Source organism: Companilactobacillus baiquanensis (assembly GCF_003946605.1).
Taxonomy (GTDB): Bacteria; Bacillota; Bacilli; order Lactobacillales; family Lactobacillaceae; genus Companilactobacillus; species Companilactobacillus baiquanensis.
On record NZ_RHOQ01000006.1, the window covers coordinates 13,253 to 33,815 of the forward strand.

General features: G+C 35.4%; 16 protein-coding genes. 8 read left to right on the forward strand and 8 right to left on the reverse strand.

Going from position 1 to position 20,563, the window contains the following annotated elements; genetic code table 11:
- Window positions 1-21: 21 nt before the first annotated feature.
- Complete coding sequence (locus EKM77_RS08995) at window positions 22-2,676, reverse strand: HAD-IC family P-type ATPase (RefSeq protein WP_125593729.1); 2,655 nt, start codon at window positions 2,674-2,676, stop codon at window positions 22-24.
- A 412-nt stretch (window positions 2,677-3,088) separates the two neighbouring features.
- Here EKM77_RS08995 and nagE point away from each other — a divergent pair, with 412 nt between their 5' ends.
- The 5 genes from nagE to EKM77_RS09020 all read left to right on the forward strand — a co-directional run bounded on the left by nagE (window position 3,089) and on the right by EKM77_RS09020 (window position 9,062).
- Complete coding sequence (nagE, locus tag EKM77_RS09000; protein ID WP_125593730.1) at window positions 3,089-5,068, forward strand: N-acetylglucosamine-specific PTS transporter subunit IIBC; 1,980 nt, start codon at window positions 3,089-3,091, stop codon at window positions 5,066-5,068.
- Window positions 5,069-5,809: 741 nt separating this feature from the next.
- Entirely contained in the window at window positions 5,810-6,784 is a 975-nt protein-coding gene (locus EKM77_RS09005; protein WP_125593731.1) for a mannose/fructose/sorbose PTS transporter subunit IIA, read from the forward strand.
- Window positions 6,785-6,820: 36 nt separating this feature from the next.
- Complete coding sequence (locus EKM77_RS09010) at window positions 6,821-7,630, forward strand: PTS mannose/fructose/sorbose transporter subunit IIC (protein ID WP_125593732.1); 810 nt, start codon at window positions 6,821-6,823, stop codon at window positions 7,628-7,630.
- Window positions 7,631-7,646: 16 nt separating this feature from the next.
- The gene (locus EKM77_RS09015) at window positions 7,647-8,558 is read left to right on the forward strand and encodes a PTS system mannose/fructose/sorbose family transporter subunit IID (RefSeq protein WP_125593733.1); all 912 of its coding nucleotides are present in this window, start codon (window positions 7,647-7,649) and stop codon (window positions 8,556-8,558) included.
- A gap of 108 nt (window positions 8,559-8,666) precedes the next feature.
- Window positions 8,667-9,062 (forward strand): DUF956 family protein, encoded by a 396-nt coding sequence (locus EKM77_RS09020; protein WP_125593734.1) that lies wholly within the window; start codon window positions 8,667-8,669, stop codon window positions 9,060-9,062.
- 277 nt (window positions 9,063-9,339) lie between these two features.
- On the opposite strand, the gene EKM77_RS09025 is transcribed toward EKM77_RS09020, so the two are convergent.
- The gene (locus tag EKM77_RS09025; protein WP_125593735.1) at window positions 9,340-10,092 is read right to left on the reverse strand and encodes a DUF5067 domain-containing protein; all 753 of its coding nucleotides are present in this window, start codon (window positions 10,090-10,092) and stop codon (window positions 9,340-9,342) included.
- Window positions 10,093-10,296: 204 nt separating this feature from the next.
- Here EKM77_RS09025 and EKM77_RS09030 point away from each other — a divergent pair, with 204 nt between their 5' ends.
- A complete protein-coding gene (locus tag EKM77_RS09030; protein WP_225425217.1) occupies window positions 10,297-10,512 on the forward strand; it encodes a hypothetical protein in 216 nt (71 codons plus the stop codon).
- A 124-nt stretch (window positions 10,513-10,636) separates the two neighbouring features.
- Complete coding sequence (locus EKM77_RS09035) at window positions 10,637-11,308, forward strand: 2,3-bisphosphoglycerate-dependent phosphoglycerate mutase (protein WP_125593736.1); 672 nt, start codon at window positions 10,637-10,639, stop codon at window positions 11,306-11,308.
- A gap of 69 nt (window positions 11,309-11,377) precedes the next feature.
- On the opposite strand, the gene EKM77_RS09040 is transcribed toward EKM77_RS09035, so the two are convergent.
- From EKM77_RS09040 to EKM77_RS09050, 3 genes are all read right to left on the reverse strand, one after another.
- A complete protein-coding gene (locus tag EKM77_RS09040; protein WP_125593737.1) occupies window positions 11,378-13,459 on the reverse strand; it encodes a KUP/HAK/KT family potassium transporter in 2,082 nt (693 codons plus the stop codon).
- A gap of 123 nt (window positions 13,460-13,582) precedes the next feature.
- Entirely contained in the window at window positions 13,583-16,006 is a 2,424-nt protein-coding gene (locus tag EKM77_RS09045; protein WP_125593738.1) for a Xaa-Pro dipeptidyl-peptidase, read from the reverse strand.
- Window positions 16,007-16,110: 104 nt separating this feature from the next.
- Window positions 16,111-16,536, reverse strand: coding sequence for a MarR family winged helix-turn-helix transcriptional regulator (locus EKM77_RS09050; protein ID WP_125593739.1), 426 nt, complete (start codon window positions 16,534-16,536; stop codon window positions 16,111-16,113).
- A gap of 114 nt (window positions 16,537-16,650) precedes the next feature.
- On the opposite strand from EKM77_RS09050, the gene EKM77_RS09055 reads away from it, so the two are divergent.
- Window positions 16,651-18,024, forward strand: coding sequence for a DHA2 family efflux MFS transporter permease subunit (locus EKM77_RS09055; RefSeq protein WP_125593740.1), 1,374 nt, complete (start codon window positions 16,651-16,653; stop codon window positions 18,022-18,024).
- A 68-nt stretch (window positions 18,025-18,092) separates the two neighbouring features.
- Here EKM77_RS09055 and EKM77_RS09060 read toward each other — a convergent pair whose 3' ends face one another.
- Genes EKM77_RS09060 through EKM77_RS09070 form a run of 3 tightly spaced genes read right to left on the reverse strand, consistent with a single transcriptional unit; the run spans window position 18,093 to window position 20,441 of the window.
- Complete coding sequence (locus tag EKM77_RS09060; protein ID WP_125593741.1) at window positions 18,093-19,436, reverse strand: C1 family peptidase; 1,344 nt, start codon at window positions 19,434-19,436, stop codon at window positions 18,093-18,095.
- A 19-nt stretch (window positions 19,437-19,455) separates the two neighbouring features.
- Window positions 19,456-20,142 (reverse strand): ribose-5-phosphate isomerase RpiA, encoded by a 687-nt coding sequence (gene rpiA / locus EKM77_RS09065; protein ID WP_125593742.1) that lies wholly within the window; start codon window positions 20,140-20,142, stop codon window positions 19,456-19,458.
- Window positions 20,139-20,441: a GNAT family N-acetyltransferase gene (locus EKM77_RS09070; RefSeq protein ID WP_125593743.1), complete on the reverse strand. Its 303-nt coding sequence runs from the start codon at window positions 20,439-20,441 to the stop codon at window positions 20,139-20,141. Before EKM77_RS09070 ends, rpiA begins: the two co-directional genes overlap by 4 nt.
- Window positions 20,442-20,563: the final 122 nt, after the last annotated feature.

Below are 20,563 nucleotides of genomic sequence, written 5' to 3' on the forward strand. Positions count from 1 at the left end.
CTGCTCCTATTTTTTTTACAGTTAGTTCTTTGTGTTTAAGTTTAATCTCATGCGGATCATTTTATCTATTTCAGCAACTATTAGAACAATGAATCCACCGATAATGGCAAATCCCCATTCCTTTAATCCAATGTTACCAGTATAGAAAATACCTTGCATGAATGGAACATAAGTTAAAATCAGTTGCAAGACGATCATCAACCCAATAAATAAGAATGCTTTGGGGTTAGAGAAAAAGTCGCTTGAGAATGCCAATTTTTTAGTTCTGATGTTAAAGAGATAAAAGATTTTACCAATAACTAAAACATTAACCATAGTTGTACTTGAGATGACTTCACCAACACCCTTTGAGTTCAGCCAAGCATCTACAATCAAACTGACCCCGGAAATAAGTATCGCTACATAGGCCATTTGGAAAATGTCGTGTCGATTCATGAATTTGGCACCAGTTTTTCTAGGCGCTCGTTTCATAATACCTTCTTCGGCTGGTTCAAAAATTAACGCAAATTGAATAGTTATCGCGGAAACCATATTGATCCACAGCAATTGTGTAGGATGTAATGGAATCTCACTTTTTGTTAAAACAGCATAGGCAACAATCAATCCTTCAGAGAAGGAAATTGGTAATAAATAAAGGATACTCTTCTTTATATTATCAAAAATTCTTCGTCCTTCTTTGATAGCAGTCGACATAGTTGCAAAGTTATCATCAGTTAAAACCATATCGGCAGAATCTTTTGCTACGTCGGTACCCTTGATACCCATGGCAACACCGATATCAGACTTTTTAAGTGCTGGTGCGTCATTGACACCATCACCAGTCATGGCAGTTACTTTATTATTTTTTTGAAGTGCATCGATTATTTCTAATTTGTTGCTAGGAGTTGTTCTAGCAAAAACTTGATTCTCATCGGCAGCACGTATTTTTTCATCATCGCTTAATTGATCCCAATTAGGACCTGTTATAGCATTTATTTCTTTAGCTAGTCCTAATTGTTCACCAATAGCTTTAGCAGTGATGGCACTATCACCAGTGATCATTTTTACCTGAACTCCAGCATCGTTCATCACTTTTAATGAGTCGATAACTTCCTCACGAGGAGGATCGATAATAGCTGCCAATCCTAAAAAGTTCATTCCATTGGTAATTTGTTCATGAGTTATTTCGTCAATGTCATTAGGTACTTCTTCGTAACTAACGGCAATGACTCGTTTTCCTTGTTCTGAATACTTAGTAACTTTGTCCAACCAATAATCGTAATCGAAGTTAGGGTCATTAGACATATTTAATAATTTGTCAGGTGAACCTTTGGCAAATAATAACCGTTTGCCATTTTTATTTTTAACTAATTTAGCCATATAACGGTAATCTGAATCAAATGGTAGGATGTCTAGTTCTTGATAGTCATCAGTCGTACCAATTGATTTTTGATAAAGAGTTAAGAAAGCACCGTCAGTTGGTTCACCATTGATGATCCATTTTCCATCTTCAAAAAGTAGATCAGTATCGTTGGCCTGAAATCCAGCTTCTAAGAAGAGTTTTAGTTTAGGGTCTATATTAGCTTTTTTTCCATCGAGATTAATTTGACCTGTTGGTTCATATCCAGTTCCGGTCACAGAATAAGTTTTATCATCAATTAAAATATCTGTTACGGTCATTTCATTTTTGGTTAAAGTACCAGTTTTATCGGTAGCAACAACGTCAACTGAACCTAAAGTTTCTACAGCGGGCAAAGTTTTGACGATGGTATTATGATTTTTAGCCATATCACTAACACCTTTGGCCAAAATAACCGAAGTAGTGGCGGGTAATCCTTCAGGGATCGCACCGACCATCATAGAGACAACGGCTAAAGTTAAAACTGATAGGGAATAGGTTTCAAAGAACAGACCTATTAAGAAAATTATGATCGAAGCTACTACTATAAAGTAGGAAACGTTAGTACCTAATCGATCGATAACTTGAATTAGTGGAGTTTTACGTTTTTTAACGGAGCTTACCTCTTGAGAAATTTTACCGATTTCAGTTTTTTCGGCGGTAGCAATAACTAAACCAGAACCACTACCATTTGTTACGGCAGTTGAAGCAAATGCCATATTGGTTTGTTCTGCTAAAGCGACGGTATCTCCATCTAGTGCATCAATCGTTTTTTCAACTGAATTGGCTTCCCCGGTCAGAGCAGATTCTTGGATTCGTAAATTATCAGAATCGATTATTCTAAGATCGGCAGGGACATTATCACCAGCTTCTAAAAAGACAACATCTCCTTCTACTATCTCTTCGGCGGGGATGTCCTTTCTAGCACCGTCACGATAGACGGTGGCATCGGTTGACAACATCTCTTTTATTTTTTCCAAAGCATTTGAAGCATTATTCTCTTGATAGTATCCAATCAAGGCATTAATGATAACTACCATACCGATAATGATCGAATCGGAATAATGTTCCATTAAAAGGGTGATCAAGGTTGCTGCTAGCAAGACATAAATCACCATACTTTTAAATTGACGTAGGAAAATTTTCCATTTAGGTGTTTTTTTGGATTCTAATTTATTAGGTCCAAATTGTTCAAGACGTTTTTTAGCATCATCAGATGTTAATCCATCTTTGAAGTCATTAAGTTTTGTTTGTTTTTGTAACTCTTCCAAAGTTTGTTGATAATATTTTTTGTTCATTTTTATCTCCTGATTTTTTGTATAAAAAAAGACGGCTACTTAAAAAAGCAGTGCGCCGTAAACAAACTGGATTAACTTTTTATAATGATAGTGTCGGGTTTAGCCTTCAGTTTCAATTCACTCCTTAAAATATGGTAATAATAAAGTAACAGGTTTTAACCATTATGTCAATTTTAATAATATTATTAGTTTTAAGTTATAATTAAGCATTAAAATGAAAAGAAAAACTTATAAAAGAATTTGATTTTGGAATATACCAATTATAAAATACGAGTTATCTAACTTAATTATGAAAGTCTATACACCACTTACATTAGGCATTATAAAAAAATCATCCTTGCAATAGCTTATGTAGACCATTATTATTGAGTTCATTGATATAAAATGTTTTTTGTAAGGGGAAAATAAGAAAATGAAAACATATCTTCAAAAAATGGGACGTTCTTTACAACTTCCCGTTGCGGTACTTCCTGCTGCGGCTCTTTTACAAGGTGTTGGACATCTAATGCCACAAAGCTGGGGTATCGCTCAATTTATGCAAGCCGGAGGAGTAGCAATCCTTAATCAAATTGCATTGTTGTTTGCAGTTGGGCTTGCCTTTGGTATGTCTAAAGATAAAGACGGTGCTGCTGCATTGGCTGGTTTAGTGGCATATATTATTCCAGTTGGCATTTTGACTCCAGCAAATGTCTCACTATTAATGGGTATAAGCGTAAAGTCAGTTGATCCTGCTTTTAATTTTGTTTCAGGAAATGTTCTTATCGGTATTATAGCTGGATTGTCAGCTGGGGCCCTTTATAATCGCTTCAAAGATACTAAATTGCCGATGGCTCTATCCTTCTTTAGTGGAAAGAGATTAGTGCCGATCGTAGCTTCATTAGTTATGCTATTAGTTAGTGCGGTTTTATTATTTGCTTGGCCTACTATATATGATGCATTAGTTAACTTTGGTAAGTTCTTTATTAATTTAGGAGCACTTGGAGCTGGGTTATACGGTTTCTTTAATAGATTGCTAATTCCAACTGGATTACATCAAGCACTTAACCAAGTATTTTGGTTTAATGTTGCAGGTATCAATGATATTGGAAACTTTTGGGCAAATAAAGGTGTCAAAGGTGTAACAGGAATTTATCAGGCTGGATTCTTTCCAGTTATGATGTTTGGTTTGCCAGCTGGTGCATATGCAATTTATCGTAATGCACTTCCAGAACGTAAAAAGGAAACTGCTGGTTTAATGATGGCCGGAGCATTCGCTTCATTCTTTACAGGTGTTACAGAACCACTAGAATTCTCATTTATGTTTGTCGCATGGCCTTTATATCTATTGCATGCAGTCTTTGTGGGACTTTCATTAGGCTTTGCCGCATTTATGCACTGGACGGCAGGTTTTACATTTAGTGCCGGTTTGGTGGATTACTTGTTAAGTATTCATATGCCAATTGCTAATATGCCTTTAATGCTAATCGTACAAGGAATATTTATGGCAGTCATATATTATTTTGGATTTGATTTCGCTATTAGAAAATTTAATTTGATGACACCTGGACGCGAACCTTTAGACGTTGATGGTGCCGACGCAGTTGAAGTTTCAGAAGATGATGATAAGTATTCATTAGCCGCTAAAAAAGTATATGCAGGTATTGGCGGATATGAAAATATCAAAGTGATCGATAATTGTACTACACGATTACGTCTACAATTGTTCGATACAGATAAAGCTAATCAAGCACTTATTAAAACATCTGGTGCAGCTGGAGTTAATATTTTAGATAAAAATAATATTCAAATTATTATTGGAACTGAAGTACAGTTTGTGGCAGATGCTTTAAAGAAACTTTATGATGCTAAAACACCTTTAAAAAATGTAGAAGATGTTGAAGAAAAATCTGAACCAGATCCAGCACCAAAAGAAACTATTAATACTAAGTCTGGAACTGAAACATTCTATAGTGTAGCTAATGGAAAATTGGAAGACATCGAACAAGTTCCAGATGATACATTTTCTCAAAAAATGTTAGGGGATGGATATGCGGTTGTACCGATCGATGGCCAAATCGTTTCACCGGTTGATGGTACAATAACAACTATTTTCCCAACCAAACATGCTATGGGAATCAAAACAGATAACGGATTAGAAATACTTTTACATATGGGAATTGATACAGTTCAATTAGATGGAAAACCATTTGATCTTAAAGTAGTTGATGGTCAAGAAGTTAGACATGGCGATCCAATTGCTTTTGTAGATCTTGAAGCGATTAAAGATGCTGGTAAAAAAATAGATATGATGGTAATCATAACTAATATGCCAGCCGTCTCAATGATGAAATTTAAAGATTTAGATAGACAAGTAAATCAAGACGACGATGTTGTTAAAGTAAGTACTAAATAAATGATCCCAGTAATCCAATTTTGGATTGCTGGGATTTTTTGCATTAGTGCGTAAAAGCTGAACATTCTTTGCCGATTTATAAGACAAAAAAAGTGGCAAATCCTTCTGACTAGTTTAGGATAGTATATGTTTCAAGTTAATTTAAAATATGCTATAAAGCCTTGCGTCTAGACTAAAAAAATTGGCTAATAGCAATGTTTCAGCAAGTGGGGGGTGAGATTTAAAAGAACCGTATTTATATAAATGCTGTTAAATAGGCATTTGCTTACTTTTGCAGTTTGAAAATAAAAATTAAATTAGTGATGCTAAATACTAAAACTGAAAAGAACTATAGTTAATAGGAAGTAATTAGTTAAAGTATGAAAAAAACGATAAATGAATCCGCTTTCATGCATTGATTTAAATCAATTGAAATACGTCTAACTCTTGGTAAAACATTGGTATATTCCACTTTTGAGCCGATGCCTGCCTAATTTAGAGCCTTTTCAGATGATAATCATTATCGCTTTATTAAAAAAAGAAAATTTTAAAAAAGTTTAAAGAATAGTTACGATTTATATTTTTTTATATAAAAAGGTGTTTTTTTTCAGAAAAAATGATATTATGAAAGGGTTCACAAGAAGGGTGAGCTCGATTGAAGTGCCTTATTACGAAATTATTCTATTTTAATTTTTATCAAGGGACTATTATTGTTTAGTTTAAGTAAGCGCTTTAATCACTAATTCATAAGGAGGATTAAAGATGGTAGGGATTATCATTGCTAGTCATGGTAAGTTTGCCGATGGTATCTTGCAATCCGGATCAATGATCTTTGGAGAACAAGAAAACGTTAAGGCCGTCACACTCATGCCAAGTCAAGGACCTGACGACTTGAAGGCTAATCTTGAAGCAGCAATTGCTTCATTTGATGACCAAGACCAAGTATTATTCTTAGTTGATCTTTGGGGTGGTACACCTTTCAATCAAGTTAATAACTTGTTTGAAGCACATAAAGATAAGTGGGCCATTGTTGCCGGCTTGAACTTGCCTATGCTAATTGAAGCATACGCATCACGCATGTCTATGGACAGTGCGCACGAAATTGCTGCTCATATTATTGAAACAGCAAAAGAGGGTGTTAAGGTTCGTCCTGAAGCACTCCAACCAAAAGAAGCTGCAAAACCTGCAGCTGCTAAGTCAACAGGTAGTGCTGGTAGACCAGGTTCATTAGAATATGTTCTTGCACGTGTTGACTCACGTTTATTGCATGGTCAAGTTGCAACTGCATGGACAAAGACAACAAACCCAACACGTATTATTGTTGTGTCTGATGCCGTAGCTAAGGATGAACTTCGTACAAAGTTGATTCAACAAGCTGCACCATCTGGTGTTAAAGCTCACGTTGTTCCAATCGAGCAAATGATCAAGATTGCTAAAGATGATAAACATTTTGGTGGTCAACGTGCACTATTGTTATTCGAAGATCCAGAAGATGCATTGCGTGCTGTCGAGGGGGGAGTTCCTTTGAAAGAGATCAATGTTGGTTCAATGGCCCATTCAACTGGTAAAGTTCAACCTAATAAGGTTTTGGCTTTTGATCAAGAAGACATTGATACATTCAAGAAACTTGAAAAAGAAGGAATCGAATTTGATGTTCGTAAAGTTCCTGCTGACTCAAAGGACAACATGGATGCTATCTTAAATAAAGCTCAAGAAGAGCTAAATAAGCAAAAGTAAAATAATTATCAGAGGAAAAATGGAGGATTAATAATCATGGATTTGAATATTTTTCAAGTGATATTAGTCGTTTTAGTATCATTTTTAGCTGGTATGGAAGGTATTTTGGATGAATTCCATTTCCATCAACCAGTTATCGCCTGTACTTTAATCGGATTAGTTACAGGTAACCTAATACCATGTTTGATTTTAGGTGGTTCACTACAAATGATTGCTCTTGGTTGGGCAAACATTGGTGCTGCTGTTGCTCCTGATGCTGCTTTGGCATCTGTTGCTTCCGCAATTATTCTTGTTCTTGGTGGCGAAGGTAGAAAAGGTGTTGCATCTGCTATCGCTATCGCTGTTCCATTGGCTGTTGCCGGTTTGTTACTAACAATTATTGTTCGTACAATTACTACTGGTATTGTTCATATTATGGATAAGGCTGCCGAAGAAGGTAGTTTTAGAAAAATTGAATTATGGCAAATTATTGCTATTTGTTTACAAGGTATCCGTATTGCTATCCCTGCAGCAATGATCTTAGCAATCGGTGCTGGTCCTGTTAGAGGTATGTTAAATGCTATGCCTGCATGGTTAACTGACGGTCTTGCCGTTGGTGGTGGTATGGTTGTTGCTGTTGGTTACGCAATGGTTATTAACATGATGGCTTCTAAAGAAGTTTGGCCATTCTTTGCTATTGGTTTCGTTCTAGCAACTGTTACAGATCTTACATTGATCGCACTTGGTACTATTGGTATTTCTATGGCTCTTATTTATCTTAAACTTGAAAAAACAGGTGGCGGATCAAATGATGGCGGTGGATCAAATACCGGTGATCCAGTTGGCGATATAATAGACAATTACTAGGATGGAGGAAGAAAAATTGGCTGAAGAATTAAAGTTATCTAAAAAAGATCGTATAGCCGTTTGGTGGCGTTCAACCTTCATTCAAGGTTCATGGAACTACGAACGTATGCAAAACGGTGGTTGGGCATATTCAATGATCCCAGCACTTAAAAAATTATATAAGACTAAAGAAGACCGTGCCTCAGCTTTGAAGCGTCACTTGGAATTCTTTAATACTCACCCTTACTTAGCTTCACCTATTTTAGGTGTTACTATGGCTCTTGAAGAAGAACGTGCTAACGGTGCTCCCGTTGACGATGTTGCTATTCAAGGTGTTAAAGTTGGTATGATGGGTCCTCTAGCTGGTATTGGTGATCCAGTGTTCTGGTTCACTGTTAAACCTATCGTTGGTGCTCTAGCAGCATCACTTGCTATGACAGGTAATATCTTAGGACCAATCATTTACTTCGTTGTATGGAATGCTATTCGTATGGGATTCATGTGGTATACACAAGAACTTGGTTACAAAGCCGGTTCAAAGATCACAGAAGATATGTCTGGTGGTTTGCTACAAGACATTACTAAAGGTGCTTCAATTCTAGGTATGTTTATCCTAGGTTCCTTGATCAACCGTTGGGTTGTTGTTAAGTTCACACCAACTGTTTCAACAGTTAAACTTGATAAAGGTGCCTTCATCGACTGGGCTCATTTACCAGCAGGTGCACAAGGTGTTAAAGAAGCATTGATTCAACAAAAAGCAGGTCTATCATTGACTGCTCATAAAGTTACAACATTGCAAGATAACTTAGATAGTTTGATCCCCGGCTTAGCCGCTCTACTTCTAACATTGTTCTGCATGTGGTTACTAAAGAAGAAAGTTTCACCAATCGTTATTATTCTTGGTTTGTTCGTTGTTGGTGTTCTCCTACACGTACTCCACGTTATGTAATAATTGGATTTCTAAAATGGATGGGCTCATTTGGGCTCATCTTTTTTTTACCAAAAATTTTAGAGGTGTATAATTACAACTAATTAGTGAAAGAATGGAGTAGATCAAATGGTCCAGTCAATCAATACAAAATCTGATCTCGTTATAAACGGCACTTCTCATGTTGGGATATCCGAGTATGGCAAAATTATGATCGGTGATCGAGGATTTGAATTTTATAGTGATCGTAATACTAAAAACTATATTCAAATTCCTTGGAAAGAAGTTGATAAGGTCGTAGTTTCCGTTGTATTTAAGGGAAAATGGATACCTCGTTATGCCTTAAAGACAAAGAAGAATGGAATGTATGCTTTCTCATCTAAAGATCCTAAAAAGGTTCTAAGAGCAATTAGAGTCTATATCGATCCTAAAGATATCGTACGTTCATTAAGCTTTAACGATGTTGTCAAACGTGGGGTCAAGAATTTATTTACAAGAAAAAATAAGAAGAAAAAAAGTAAGTAATATAACTAAAAAAACCTAGCCCAGTAATCCAATTTTGGATTGCCGGGCTAGGTTTTTTTGAGGTCAAAATTTTGACCATTTGGATTAAGAAGGGTGTAGGCTCAATTGCTTACATTCTTAGATTACTTTATGAAACGCGTTCCATAGCAAGAATTTTTTTTATAAATTAAAATCAAGCAATATTGATTGATTTAAGATGAGATCTTATCTTTACGACTAACTTAGCACGTCATGGATAAATAACTCTTAGAGGACCGTTTTATAACAAATAAAGGGATTAACTAAGTTTGAATGGCTGAGTGGTTTGAATTGGCTCATTGGTTTGAATATTCAAGAATGACATGATCACATCAGAATCGGTGTTATTTACTTTTACTAGGAGTGCTCCATCAAAGCTTTTTCCCGGTTGTACTTGATCTTTATTACTTGAATCAACAATACCTGAATAATCTCCTGTCGCTTGAGTAGCCGCTAATTGTTGGTCATCTTGTTTTAAAATCATATATTTTGACTGAATCTGCGAAGGGTTTTGTGGAGATTGTGTTTTGTTAGTGTAATTGTAATTTATCATTAAGGCCGGATCACCATTTGCATCCTTAACTAATTTAACGTCATTGGAAAGTTTGAAAGTGAACCAGTCGCTGTTATAGACGAGATCGTTGTAGCTGCCAGCATTCTTGATCGATTTATCATCTGATCCGGCATTTGCTTTAGCATCATCTTTTTTTTCATCAGTCTTAGTTTCATCTTTGACCGATTGCGGAGTCTGTTCCTTGGATTTCTTTTCGGTTTTTTTCTTAGGCGTTACTTTTTTTAATTTGATGTCAGTTTTTTTACTGGAAGCTTTATGTTCAACTTTAGGAGCGTCATTAGATTTATTGTTAAAGAAATAAATCCCTCCGCCAATTAAACAAATAACTAGTAAAGAAATTATTGTGATGAAACTTTTCTTCTTGTAGAAAGGTCTCTTACGTTTACGAAATGCACTCCGAGTCATGTTGGAATTGTTTTTTTGGTGACGTCTGTTCATGGTTTAAACCCCCAAAGTATATACTCTTATAGTAACTTAATTGCCGACTAATATCATAGTCATTTTCCCATAATTTTTTAACCAAAAGTAGAAAAATCTTTTTGAGAGAAAAAGAGTAAAAAGTATTGAACACCCTCAAAAAAAATGGTATAAATATCTGGTCGAAACATGTGGGGTTTCTATCAATATAAAAGGGGGTCAACAATGATGTTGTTTTTTGGTAATCATGGCGACTATGAGGTCACTTGCAAGTTTTTAAATAAAGAAGGCCAGCGTATTGCTAAGAAGCGCGTCTGTCACAACGTTTCTAAGAAAGAAGCACGTGACGGTATGAGGGATTATATTACAAATAGATTCTCTGATACTATTGATGTAGCTCAGCCCATTAGAGTTATTGCTAAGCCAGCAGACTCTAAATAATACAGAAAAATAATATATACATAAGTCGCCTAATGGCGACTTTTTTGTTTTCAATAATAAATGAAAATAACGATTGTGATAATATAGAGGAGTATCTTTTGAGAAAGTTGGTAACATCATAAATATGGTTAAATTAATCATGGTAAGGCACGGCGAGAGTATTGCAAACGCTTTGAATCGTTACACGGGATGGAGCGATGTAAACCTTACTAAAATGGGAGAACAACAAGCACACCAAGCCGCTAAACAGTTAAAGGGTATGGAAATAGAACATGTTCATACTTCAGTGTTGAAGAGGGCAATATTGACGGCTTATTTAATTCAAGATGATTTAAATATTAATTATGTGCCGATAACTAAGACTTGGCGTTTGAATGAGAGACATTATGGTGCATTGCGAGGACAAAATAAAGATAAAACTCGAACGGAATATGGAGTTGAACAGGTCAGATTGTGGCGCAGAAGTTATTACACTATGCCGCCTAAGTTATCAAAACCTGATGCAAATGTTGGTCCTTATAAGTATTTAGATCCAAAGGTAATGCCGCTGTCTGAGAGCCTTTTTCAGGCATACAATCGAATCATACCTTATTACATTGATTCAGTTGCTCCGCGCTTATTAGACGGTAAAAATCAATTAATTGTGGCGCACGGAAGTACCATACGTGCACTGATAAAATATTTGGAAAGAATCAGTGACAAAGATATTGATGGTGTTGAAGTTGCTAATGGGAAACCATTAATTTATGAACTAGATGATAAATTAGAAATTATTAAATCAAATCGTAATGAGTAATCTTTTGTATGAATGCATGACAAAACGCCCAGTGATCCATAATCGGATCGCTGGGCGTTTTTATGTACTTTATTCATCATCGTCATCGTCAATAGGTTGGTCAATAGGGATATCTCGTAATGCCGAGCTATCTTTTCTGACTAAACGCAAACGATTCAATGATACTTTACCTAGAACTAATGGAACTCTTTCTTCCAATACGTCACTGTATGATAGTCCAAACCAGTTAGCAGGAGAAATAAATTTTTGTAGTAACAATCTTAATCTAATAATACCTTTTTTAACGTTGCTGATCTTAGTGTCAGGGGAAAGAACTTCTTTGATAAGAACAAATGAGAAATCACCCACTTGACGATCTGGGATAGTTGTATATTTTTGCGGCTGTGTTTTAATTTCACCACTAGCCATCAAATCTTGAACAACTTGCCTTAGATAGACATTAACCTTTTGATCCACTCTAAAACCAAGATATAGTTGAACACTGACCATGTAATCAGTATCAAAAGTTTCAACGCTGTAAGCTGCTGTATACGGTTCATCAGTAACATTTACAGTTACAAACCAGTAGACCTCAGCACGTTTTGGACGTTTATCAAGGATCGAATAAAGAATGTTTTTCTTGATTCGATAACCGTCATGAACTTTTGTTAAATATACTAAATTGGTTGTGTAGAGAGGATAACTTGGATCTTTTCTAAGATCGTTTAATTGATGTTTGAATGCTAATAATGATGCAAAGTGACTTCTAAAGGTATTGTCATCCATTAAACGGTCACCGTATCTCCAAATGAACATAACACTGATCAAAACAGCAGCGATGAACATTGTGATATAAGCTCCGTGTATGAACTTACTACTATTTGTTACAAAGAAGATACTTTCGATAACAAAGAAGAAGCCGATGATCAATGACGTAAACAATCTATTGAATCGTTTCATCAGTAACCATTGATGTAGCAATATCGTGGTCATTAACATTGTTATCGTAATTTCCAAACCATAAGCATTAGACATGTTTTCTGAATTTTGGAAGAAGATAACGATAAATAGACAAACTACCCAAATAATTGAGTTGACAGTTGGAATATAAAGCTGTCCCTTAAAGTTAGTAGGGTAGTATGTTTTTAAACGTGGGAAGATTCTTAACTTAATAGCTTCTGAGACCAAAGTATATGATCCTGAAATCAAAGCTTGTGATGCTATGATAGCAGCCATTGCTGATAAGAATATTCCAAAGACACGTAAGTTTGCTGGCATTGATTGATAGAATGGATTCATTGAGTCCATTGCTTGCATAGCAGCATTATCTTTAACACGTAATAACCAAACCGCTTGTCCTAAATAACTTAATAGAAGACAAATTTTAACAAAAGGCCAACTAGTATAAATATTAGAACGACCCACATGTCCCATGTCTGAATACAGTGCTTCAGCACCAGTTGTAGCTAGGAAAATACTTCCTAATATAAAGACACCACGAATATTGATCGGGCTTCTCAATAGTTCAAAAGCATAATAAGGATTCAAAGCACGAATAATCGTCCAGTCAAATGAGATGTTGTACATCCCCATTAATCCTAAAAAGGCAAACCAAACTAGCATAATTGGTCCAAAAGCTCTACCGATCAACTGTGTTCCGAATCGTTGGATAAAGAATAAAGTTGATAAGATGATCAAAGTTATAATAATAACTTGTGTTTGGTTATGGATCAGTATGTTGTTGTTAAAGGAAATCCCCTTTAAACCTTCGATAGCCGCTGTAACAGTAACAGCTGGTGTCATCATACCGTCGGCCAAGAAAGTTGCACCTCCGACCATAGCTGGAATGATCAGCCATTTGGCACGTTTTCTTACCAATGTATAGAGGGCAAAGATACCACCTTCACCACGGTTATCAGCACGTAAAGCAATCAAAACGTACTTGATCGTGGTAACTAATGTTAGTGTCCAAAAAATTAAGGAAACACTACCTAAAATAAAATTGGTGGACATTTTACTTAATCCACCATTCCCCACCATTAATGAGTGCATAACATATAGAGGCGAGGTTCCGATATCTCCGTATACAATTCCCAAAGCAATCAGAAATCCCGCTAAACTCATTTTTGAATGAGGATTATTTTTCAAAGAATTCAATTCACGTTTTTCCATTATAAATAATCTCCAAATAAACAGTTCAAGCGTGATTATAACATTAGAAAAGAGCACATGAAACCTTTTAATTTTGGTCTAGTTGTTAAGCGCTTTAGTGATGAGGATTACTGAAGTCTGGTATTAATTTAGTTTGTGAAGTGGAATTGATAATTTGGCATTATTTAATTTAAAGCTATATTTCAATGCTTGATTGCCACGAACTGTCATTCCAAAATCAGTTGCATAAATAATCAGTCCTAATTGATGTCCCTCTAATAAATGATAAAAGTTAGGCTGTAATTCAACACTTAAATCAATGAATTTATCAGGTGTTAATTCGTCAGTCTTGTAAGGATTTTGGCGGTTTTGTAGATTTATGTGTCCTTTAGTGATCATTTTAGAGTCGGTGACTTTACCTAATTCAAATTCTCTAAGGTCGTCTTTTCTCCAGTCAAAAGTTTCATCAATACCATTTGGAGTTAAAACAGAAGGCGATACGTTTAATCGTTTTGCTTTACCATAATCAACTAATTGGAAACTCAGCATACCGAGATCCTGATTAGAAGATACAGTTAAATCAAGTTTTGGAATACCGTCTAAAGTCAGGTCGTCTTCTAATTTATCAGTCTTAAATACTAAACGATTATCATTTAGTGGACCATCATCTTTTAGAAGATCAACTTGCCACTGGTCATTGTCTTTTGAGTAATCCCAATATTGATCATCTGGTAAAGAATCCTTAAATGAAACAGTCGTATCAGATGGTTTATCAGTTAATTTATCAGGTGCTAAATTAAAGATCTTTCTTTCATTTTCAGGATCGCTCCAATTATCAAAGGTGTTCCATGTTTCTGGTTTGACGTTATCTTGAATAACGACGTCAGGGATGATTTTTTCGGCTTGATTATCAACATCTAATAATTCATGTGTTAGCCACAAATTGATCATATCGGTGTAGTCAATAGAGCGGAAGTTGTTGATATAAATATGTTGGCCTTGATGAAGTATTGCTTTTTGGACGATATTATTATTTTTAATACCATTCCAAAGTCTTTCCACGTTTCTAGGTTTAACATTCCAGTCATTTAAACCGTGAACCATTAAGACGTCAGCTTTAACATTTTTGAAATTCTTATGATAATTTCTAGCATCCCAGAACTTATTGTAGTCACCAGTATCACGATCTTCATCATGGTTGATTTCCATTAGTTTTTGATCCCAGTCTTCTTTAACACGATAAAAATCACCAGGGTTTAGGCGACGACTAAAAGTTTCTTCGGCTAGAACATCTGCGTCTTCACCAGGGAATCCTCCAGCAGCAATAACTAATCCACCATCACGATAATAGTCATACCAACTTGAGATAGCAGCTTCAGTAACGATGGTCTTTAGTCCATCAACACCAGTAGTTGCAGCAGCAGTAGCTAGAGTTCCTAAGTAAGAGCGGCCAGTCATACCAATTGATTTGTTGGACCACCATGCTTTAATTTCAATATTATCGACCCGGTTTGTGAAGGCAACACGGTTACCAGCTAACCATTCGATAATAGCCGTAGTTGAAGTTGTTTCTTCAGGACCACCAGTTGTTCTCATTCCGTCAGAGTCGCTAGTACCAATTCCGGAAGCATAGACAACAGCAAAACCACGAGCTAAAAAGTAATCGTTTAAGCTGTAACAAAGATCTTTAATAAAGCCTTCTTCGGCTTCTGTTGCGTGACCGTTGATTTGACGTTTTTGAGGTAAATCTTCATCTGGAGTTTGATATTCAATATCTTCATATTTAGTATCGTTAGGTTCTTTATGACGAAGTGGAACATTGACGTTATGAGTCATTTCCAGACCAGTTTCATCGTTTGTACCTTGAAGATAAGGAGTAGCTGTATATAAGACTGGCACTTTGAGTCCGTTTTCAGTTTGAGCGGGGCGAATAATTTCAGCCTTTAGTAGATCAAGCTTACCATCATGATCAGTATCTTGAGAAGACTCGACATAAACAACTTCACGGATCAATTTATGTGGGTCAAAGACGGGTAAGGTTTTACCGTTAAAAAGTAACTGTTTTGTTGTGTCTTTATAAAAAGGTACAAAATAACCTTGAGTTGCTAATCTATCAATGAAAGCTTGACCATTCTTAGTGTGAGTGGCAAGTAGCCAGTACCAAGCTGAAATGATCTCATCGTGATCAAAATAGTCGGATTTATGATCCGCAATTTTTAGCTGGATCTTTTCCATAGCACTCAACGGATCAGCAAAATTGAAATCTACATCAGGGTTGAATTGTAAAAGTTGAAGAGAAATATTATAGAAGGCAAGTACAGATACTTTTTCGTTGTTATCCAAATAGTCGAAAGCATCTGAACTTTCTGTGGCTTGTAATGAATGTAATCTGTGAGCAAAAGCTTGATCTGATTTTATCTCGGGATAGCTAAGTTTAAGAAAGCTTTTTAAAAGTTTACTTGTACTAATTTCATCCTCATTAGTCTTGTTTAAAAACTTGATTTCTTTTAATTCTTTAACTTGAGTTTCAAAATCAGTAGGGCGAATAGCAAATTGATTATTACGCATAACAAAACATCTCCTTAATCTATTTATGACTCATATCCACAGTATAAAATAATTAATTCACAATTACTATTTGATTTAAGAAGTTGTCAAAATATGATTTACGTTTAATCTGATAATTGGGTGATGATCTTTGTTAATCCACTTAGAACGATGGTTTTATTTTCCACACCGATTGCATCAATAATAATTTTTTCTGATTGATCAAAATAATTGTTGATCTGTTCGGAAAGTTTTTTTGCCTTAGGCGTTAATATGACCTTTTTTAATCGAGCATCGTTTCTAACGGAAAGACGGACGATCAGAGATTTTTCCTCCATCAATTTAAGAGCACTAGTAGCAGTAGCTCGTCTAATATTGAATTCTTTTTCAATGTCTTTTTGGAAGATATTCTGATTTTTTTCAAGCCTTGATAGATAATCAATAATACTTATTTGAACACTTGTTAACCCCAGTGTTTGGGCAAATTTGTCAGCATTTCTGTTTACGGAGTTGTTAGCTTGTTTAATTAAAGTACCAAATTTACGATTCATAAAAATCACCTCAATGTTAGAATTCTAACATATTTCTCTAGAAATATTCTAAGCGTTTATGTTATAACAAAACATGTTAGTTCGAATTCTAACAATTGATGAGGAGGAATATTTTTGAATAAAAGTTTAAGTCCTAAATTGATCTTGTCGATCATTGCGACAGGATTATTGTCATTTAGCGGGGTGGTTGTGGAAACAGCAACCAATGTTACATTTCCAACTTTAATGAAGGAATTTAATGTAACGACTTCATCAGTTCAGTGGATGACGACTGGTTATTTATTGGTAGCCGCAATTATGATGCCTTTGTCGGCTTTTTTGAAAAATAGATTTACTTCTAAAATGCTTTTTACCTTTGCGGCTTCACTATTTGCAGTTGGGTTGATTGCGGATGCTTTGGCACCTGTTTTCTTGGTATTAGTTACTGGTCGAATTATTCAAGGTATCGGTGCCGGAATTGCTTTGCCATTGATGTTCAATATTATTTTGGAACAGGCACCTAGAGGTAAGATTGGTTTCTTGATGGGTATCGGAACTTTGATAACCGCTGTGGCACCTGCCATTGGGCCAACATTTGGTGGAATTATTGTGGATGCCTTTGGATGGCGCAGTATTTTTGGATCCTTGATCCCAGTCGTTATTATTGCGCTGTTAATTGGTGCTTATGCCATTCAGCAAAATAAAACACCAGTAAAGATACGTTTAGATTTTTTAAGTGTCTTCTATATAGCGATAACTTTTATAGGTTTAATTGTTGGTTTTAGTAATTTATCTAAAAATATAGGTGTATTTTTAATTGCTTTTATCCTAGGAATAATATTTTTAACTTTGTTTGTTAAACGTTCCAACAAGATCGAACAACCATTGCTAAATTTAAGAGTTTTTAAGAATAAATTATTCAGACAACATCTGGGAGCATTTTTCCTATTCCAAATGGGAGCTTTAGGGATGTCATTTATTTTGCCAAATTACATACAAATGGTAAATCATAAATCTGCTTTGATAGCTGGATTAGTAGTTTTGCCAGGTGCCGCTATTGGGGCAATGTTTGCACCAATAAGTGGAAGTCTATTGGATAATTTTGGAGCCAGAAAGCCCATTATTTTTGGCTCTTGCTTGCAAGTAATAGCAATGATAATTTTTGCGATCACTGGTCAAAAGCTAGTCATCTGGACAATTTTGTGTCTTTACATTTTGTATATGGTCGGAGTAGGAACGAGTTTTGGTAATACAATGACCAATGGGATAAACCAATTACAAAATTCGGAAAGTGCCGACGGTAATGGCTTGTTCAATACAGTACAACAATTTGCTGGAGCGGTGGGTACCTCGATTGTCTCGGCAATTGTGGCTATTTCTCAATCTGCAGTCAATGATCTTAATTATTCTGCTAAAACCGCTGTTGGTTCACAACATGGATTTTTATTCTTGTTAGTTCTGCTTGTATCTGGCGGAGTATTATTAAACAGTGCAACTAAGAAAAAATAAAGTAAGTGTAAAAAAATCCCTAGATATTAAAGATTTTATAGCAAATCTTAATATCTAGGGATTTTATTTTATGCCAAGGCGCCCATTGGATCCCATGGTGCAAGAACTTTAGGATCTTTAGATTCATTTTCAAAGGTTTCTTTTAATGAATCATCTAGGAGGTTCTTATTGATAACTAATTGGTAAACATATTCGTTAAACCATGAGTCGCTCATAACGAAGTAACCCTTAGTACCAACTTTTTCACCCCATGAATTTTCGACTTTCCACTTGAGTGGTTTGCCATTTTCATCGAGATCAACACCAGTAATAACCATTGCATGTGTCATCATACTTTCAATGTAATCAAGACGTTGTGCTTTAGTTAATTCAAGATCTGTATTTAATAGACCTTCTAAATCATAGATGTTTGTGTCCATGATTCCGACTTTGGTATCTGAACTTTGACCGACATCACTACCAAACCAAACTACTTCACCGCTTTGCAATTGTTTAACAGCAAGGTTTTTAAAGTCATTGATTTCTAGATTTAGATGACGTACTTGGCGTCCGCCAACAACATTACCCAACATTTCAACAGTATAAACATGGTTATAAGGTTTGTCGTCAGTTGGTGCATTGATTGTTGAGACGTAGTTGTCTAAGTCCCAGCCAACATATTTTTTAAAGAATTCTTGTGGAGTAATATTTGATTCCTTGTGATACTTTTTATCATCATCACGATAAGCCCAGTCAAAACTTGCTGGTGGTTCACCAACTGAATAAACTAAGATCTTATAGATTTCACTTAGCATTTCATTTTTTTGACGTTCAATATCGTTTTCAGATTCATTGTTGTTAACTAAGTTACGCAAAATAATAGCATCTTTACGAAGTTTAGTATTTAAAACTGTATTGAGTTCGTTTGATTTTGTTCTACTAAATGTATCTGGCATAACACTCTTTGGAACGACACCGTATTTTTGAACAAGTGCCATCACCATATCCCATTGACCACCATCTTGTTGAGGTGTTGTCATTAGAAAGTCAACTTTTCTGTCACCAACAGGTAAATCTGCTGTGTTGATCACGTTTTGGAAGAAGAAGTTTGATTTTTCTAATTTATCCCAAAACAACATGTAGCCTTCAGATAATTCAAACCCTTTAATCTTAAAATCCTTTTGAAGAGGGTGTCTCATAGTATTTAAAGCTGCGAAGACCCAGCAAAGTCCGGATTGCTTTTGATCAGCAACAGATCCTGTATCAATATCAACTGAAAAAACCGGATCCATAGATACCTTAGAAGCAATGGTTTCGCTTGATTTATATAGACCATTGTTAGCGACAGCGTTTTTAATTGCTGAAGAGCCAGGGGTCTTTTCAAAATTTTCTTGAAATTTTACTAATTCTTCTGGTGTTATTGCTTTTGTCATAAATTTTCTCCTTATTAACTTATCTGCATTCAATTACTTTAGGTCCGTCATCATAACCAACAACGATCTTATTTACTAAGTCTAAAAATAATCCATGAGCAACGACTCCTACCTGATGATCTAACCAGTCAGCTAGAATGTGTGGATGTTTAATGGATCCGACCTTTAGATCGATAACGTAATTTTTATTATGTGTTAAAACACGATTTCCATTTTCATCTAAACGAAACTCTGGTTTTAAGTTTTCAGATTTTAGATCGTTAAAAGTTTTTTCATAGCCAAATGGGATGATTTCAATAGGTAATGGGAAGCTACCTAGTTCATCAGCCATTTTTGATTGGTCAACGATCCAGATATTTTGATGTGAGTTTGTAGCTACCATTTTTTCAAGCAGATGAGCAGCACCTCCACCTTTTATACCTTGGAAATTTTTATCAATTTGATCGGCACCATCAATTGTTAGGTCGATGTGTTCAACGTCATTTAAGTCCTTCATAGGGATGCCCAATGATTCAGCTTGTTTTTGTGAACGAGAAGAAGTAGCAACTCCGACAATATTGGTAATATCGCCATTTTGGTATCTTTTTCCTAATTCTTCTATCATATAATAAACTGTTGATCCAGTACCCAATCCGACGACAGAATTACTTTTAATAAAGTCTACTGATTTGATTCCAACGGCCTTTTTTAGTTCATCTTGATTCATTTTTTTCCTCCTAGAAGTTCTTGATAATTCTCAGTTAAGAGATGTTGTATTTTTGGATCGTTTTTAAATTCTGCTTTAGCATATGAACAAACGGGAACAATTTTTAAATTGTTTTGTTCGGCATATTCTAAGGCAGCATTTAATAGCTTTTTTGCTAATCCCTGACCACGATGATCTTCACTGACAAAGGTGTGATCGATAGAGATCGTAGAGTCATTTATTTTAGTGATCCCAACTTCACCAACCAAAGTTTCATTTTCTTCTATATAAAAACGATTGATTTCTGACTTTATTTCCATAAACAACCCCCTTAAAAAACTTTTAATTCAATATTACCGTATTAGTGGACGAAAGTCAGGGTTGAGGATAGTTTTATCTGCATTAGAATGCTATTATTTTAGGTATCTAATAGTTTGGTGAG

Coding starts and splice junctions, on each gene's coding strand:
- EKM77_RS09045 (WP_125593738.1), bottom strand. CDS start 16,006: ATGCGTAATAATCAATTTGCTATTCGCCCTACTGATTTTGAAACTCAA.
- nagE (WP_125593730.1), top strand. CDS start 3,089: ATGAAAACATATCTTCAAAAAATGGGACGTTCTTTACAACTTCCCGTT.
- EKM77_RS09025 (WP_125593735.1), bottom strand. CDS start 10,092: ATGAACAGACGTCACCAAAAAAACAATTCCAACATGACTCGGAGTGCA.
- EKM77_RS09035 (WP_125593736.1), top strand. CDS start 10,637: ATGGTTAAATTAATCATGGTAAGGCACGGCGAGAGTATTGCAAACGCT.
- EKM77_RS09050 (WP_125593739.1), bottom strand. CDS start 16,536: ATGAATCGTAAATTTGGTACTTTAATTAAACAAGCTAACAACTCCGTA.
- EKM77_RS08995 (WP_125593729.1), bottom strand. CDS start 2,676: ATGAACAAAAAATATTATCAACAAACTTTGGAAGAGTTACAAAAACAA.
- EKM77_RS09040 (WP_125593737.1), bottom strand. CDS start 13,459: ATGGAAAAACGTGAATTGAATTCTTTGAAAAATAATCCTCATTCAAAA.
- EKM77_RS09060 (WP_125593741.1), bottom strand. CDS start 19,436: ATGACAAAAGCAATAACACCAGAAGAATTAGTAAAATTTCAAGAAAAT.
- rpiA (WP_125593742.1), bottom strand. CDS start 20,142: ATGAATCAAGATGAACTAAAAAAGGCCGTTGGAATCAAATCAGTAGAC.
- EKM77_RS09030 (WP_225425217.1), top strand. CDS start 10,297: ATGATGTTGTTTTTTGGTAATCATGGCGACTATGAGGTCACTTGCAAG.
- EKM77_RS09070 (WP_125593743.1), bottom strand. CDS start 20,441: ATGGAAATAAAGTCAGAAATCAATCGTTTTTATATAGAAGAAAATGAA.
- EKM77_RS09010 (WP_125593732.1), top strand. CDS start 6,821: ATGGATTTGAATATTTTTCAAGTGATATTAGTCGTTTTAGTATCATTT.
- EKM77_RS09020 (WP_125593734.1), top strand. CDS start 8,667: ATGGTCCAGTCAATCAATACAAAATCTGATCTCGTTATAAACGGCACT.
- EKM77_RS09005 (WP_125593731.1), top strand. CDS start 5,810: ATGGTAGGGATTATCATTGCTAGTCATGGTAAGTTTGCCGATGGTATC.